Source organism: Prauserella muralis (assembly GCF_003202285.1).
In the GTDB taxonomy this organism is placed as follows: domain Bacteria; phylum Actinomycetota; class Actinomycetes; order Mycobacteriales; family Pseudonocardiaceae; genus Prauserella_B; species Prauserella_B muralis.
The window spans coordinates 1-3,260 of sequence record NZ_MASW01000021.1 but is presented as its reverse complement, the minus strand read 5'-3'; the positions used below and the strand labels follow the sequence as shown (position 1 = coordinate 3,260).

Annotated in this window: 4 protein-coding genes; all 4 read left to right on the top strand. The window is 66.2% G+C overall.

Translation table 11 applies throughout. The features are described 5' to 3' along the window. The first annotated feature begins 53 nt into the window (after positions 1-53). Complete coding sequence (locus tag BAY60_RS36630) at positions 54-1,226, top strand: IS30 family transposase (RefSeq protein ID WP_211330152.1); 1,173 nt, start codon at positions 54-56, stop codon at positions 1,224-1,226. A gap of 10 nt (positions 1,227-1,236) precedes the next feature. After that, on the top strand, positions 1,237-1,623 hold the full coding sequence (locus tag BAY60_RS36625; RefSeq protein WP_112285794.1) for a recombinase family protein: 387 nt from the start codon (positions 1,237-1,239) through the stop codon (positions 1,621-1,623). 71 nt (positions 1,624-1,694) lie between these two features. Further along, complete coding sequence (locus tag BAY60_RS36620) at positions 1,695-1,967, top strand: recombinase family protein (protein ID WP_112285673.1); 273 nt, start codon at positions 1,695-1,697, stop codon at positions 1,965-1,967. Positions 1,968-2,081: 114 nt separating this feature from the next. Further along, on the top strand, positions 2,082-3,260 hold a 1,179-nt coding region (locus BAY60_RS36615), incomplete at its 3' end, for a recombinase family protein (protein ID WP_146771132.1).

Below are 3,260 nucleotides of genomic sequence, written 5' to 3'. Positions count from 1 at the left end.
CCGTGGGTTCGAGCATTCGTCGCAACACCCTCTGTTAGAAGGATCGGGTGGATATGGGACGACCGGGGCGGAAGCGACGGCTGGCACTGGAGGACGAGTACTGGAAGTTGATGGCGTCTGGGGTGGGCACGGTGGAGGCGTGTCGGCGTCTGGGGATCGCTCGGACGACCGGCTACTACTGGCGGTCGCATCGCGGCGGGCTGGCGCGGACCGTGCGCGCGGAGGACTCGCGGTCAGGCCGGTATCTGTCGCTGCTGGAGCGGGAGCGCATCGCCGTGCTGCGCGGACAGGGATGCAGCATGCGGGAGATCGCGCGCCGGCTCGGGCGGGCGCCGTCGACGATCTCACGCGAGCTGGGCCGCAACATGCGCGACGGGGACAACGACGTCTACCAGGCCGGTCTCGCGCACGCACGCGCCCGGGAGCAGGCGCGGCGCCAACGTCGCAGCATCTTCGCCCGCGATGAACAGCTGCGCGCGGTCGTGCAGGACAAGCTGCGACTGCAGTGGAGCCCGGAACAGATCGCGGCCTGGCTGAAGACCGAGCACCCCGCCCGGCCGGACTGGCATGTCTGTCACGAGACCATTTATCAGGGCCTGTACTTCGGCGGGAGCCGCGGCCTGACCAGGCAGTTGGCGCGCAACCTCCGTACTGGTCGCGGCCTGCGACTTCGCCGCCGCAGGCCGCAGAGCCGGCGGCCACGGTTCAGCGCGCACGCACGAACGATCGACGAGCGGCCCACCGTCGTGCTCGCCCGTCAGCGGGTCGGCGACTTCGAAGGCGACCTCATCCTCGGCCGCCACGGCCAGTCCGCGATCGGAACCCTGGTCGACCGCACCACCCGCTACCTGCGACTGGTGCACGTCCCCGAGCAGCGCCGGGGTGAAGACTTCGCCGCTGCCCTCGCGAGCGCGGTCGAGGATCTACCCCGGATCGCACGGCGCACCCTGACCTGGGACCAGGGCGCGGAAATGGCGCGCCACGACCTCCTTGCCGAGCTCTTCGACGAAGGCGTCTACTTCGCCTACCCCGGAAGCCCCTGGCAACGCGGCACCAACGAGAACACCAACGGCCTGCTGCGCCAGTACTTCCCGAAACGCGCGAACCTCCGCGACTACAGCATCAGCGACCTGCGCCGGGTGGAACACCTCCTCAACAACCGACCCCGGAAGATCCTCAGCTGGGCCACCCCCGCAGCAGCCTTCGCCGCTCAACTGACAAGATGATCAAACAACGTTGCGACGATCAGCAGAATCTACCCTCGAACCCACGGACTCCCGGGGGTCACTTTTCACGAACCGGCGACAGAAGCGTCCTGGGCTGCAACGGGTATTGGCGGCAGCCCGATCCGGAGTCATCGACGTGCTCGTCGTCAACCACCTGTACAGCCTGTCCCGCAAGACGCAGCACCTCGCCTTCGTGCTCAACGAGCTGACGTCCCGAGGCGTGCGAGTCGTCTCGGCCGCTGATCCCGCCCTCGACACGGAGACCGCGCACGGCCTCTTCCTCGTACGCGTAGTGAGTGCCGTCGCGGAGATCGAGCAGACCGGCGCACTCGCAGATCGTCGCGACCGGCGTCGCCACGACCAGCAATCCGCCGACGAGTCGCCGCTCGCCGGCTAACTGCAAATCCCGCCGGGGCCCACTACGCCGACCCACACATCCCCATCCAGACCGACTCATAACGAGGTGTCATGACCACCGCCTACGCCAACTCGGACAACGAACTCCAGCCGTCGGATGCCCCTATGCCCACCACCCACGCGGTGATCTACACGCGCGTGGCCTCGCCCGGACGGGCCGAGACCGACCACAGCGTCACGGCCCAGCGTGAGGCATGTCTGCGCAAGGCCAGGGAACTGGGCTTCTCGCTCATCGACGAGTACGTCGACCCACACGCTCGACTCTGGCGACGGCCGAAACGCCAGCTGTTCCAACGCATGCTCGCGCCGTTCCGCAGCCGTTGAGAAACAGCAACCGGCCACGAATTCGCCGCTCACCGTCAGCGCGCGATCCAGCCGCCAGGACCCACTCGCCGGCTGCACGGTCCTCCGTCCAGGCCGCCCTCAGAAGGAGGTGTCATGACCAGCGCTTATGCCGACTTCATCGATGAACTGCAGCAGGACGTCACCATCCCCATCCAGCCGCCGATGGACGACCTTGCCCCCGGCACCCGCGCAGTGATCTACCTGCGCGTGTCCTCGACCGGGCAAGTCCGGACCGACTACAACCCAGAAGGCATCTCCATTCCGGCCCAACGGGAAGCGTGCTTGCGCAAGGCGCGGGACCTGGGCGTCACGGTCATCGACGAGTACGTCGAGCCCGGACGCTCAGCCATGGAGATGACTAAACGCGAAGCATTCCAACAGATGCTCGCGCGGGTGCGCAGCCAGGGCGACGTCGACGTCATCATCATCTACCAGCTCTCGCGCATGGCGCGTAACCGCTACGACGACGCGATCGTCATGGCAGACCTGCGCAAGCGCGGCGTCACCCTGGTCTCGGCCACCGAGGCCATCGACGACACCCCAGTAGGCCAGCTGATGCACGGCATCCTGGCCACATTCAACGAGTACCAATCCCGCCAGTCCGGTGCCGACATCGCCTACAAGATGGGCCAGAAGGCCCGCAACGGCGGCACGCTCGGACGCGCGAAACTCGGCTACCTCAACCACATCGACCACTCCGACGGCCGCGTCATCCGCACGATCATCGTCGATCCCGACCGGGCGCCCTTTGTCCAGCTGGGTTTCGAGCTCTTCGCCACCGGCGACTACACGCAAGAAGAGCTGGCTGACGAGCTCTACGACCGCGGCCTACACACCAGGGCCACCCGGCGACACCCAGCCAAGAAGGTCTCCGAGAACAAGATTTCGCAAATGCTGCGCGATCGCTACTACCTCGGATACGTCGAATACGACGGCGAAGAAATCCAAGGGCGGCACGAACCGCTCATCGACGAGGACCTCTTCGACACAGTTCAGGAGATCCTTGAATCGCGCATGACGGCACAAGAACGCCGTCGCGTCCACCACCACTACCTCAAGGGATCGCTCTTCTGTGGACGCTGCCAACGCGCCGGCATCAAGCGGCGGATGATCATTCAACGGACCATCAACTCGAAGGGCGCGGAGTACCTGTACTTCTTCTGCCGCGGCCGGCAGAAGGGGCTGTGCCAAGCACCCCACGTCAACGTCACGCTCGTCGAGGACGCTGTCGAGCGCCACTACTCCGCGATTCGCTTCAGCCAGCCGTTCATC

Excerpts from the sequence above, each read along its gene's own strand:
- BAY60_RS36630 (WP_211330152.1), top strand. The coding sequence starts at position 54 with ATGGGACGACCGGGGCGGAAGCGACGGCTGGCACTGGAGGACGAGTAC.
- BAY60_RS36620 (WP_112285673.1), top strand. The coding sequence starts at position 1,695 with ATGACCACCGCCTACGCCAACTCGGACAACGAACTCCAGCCGTCGGAT.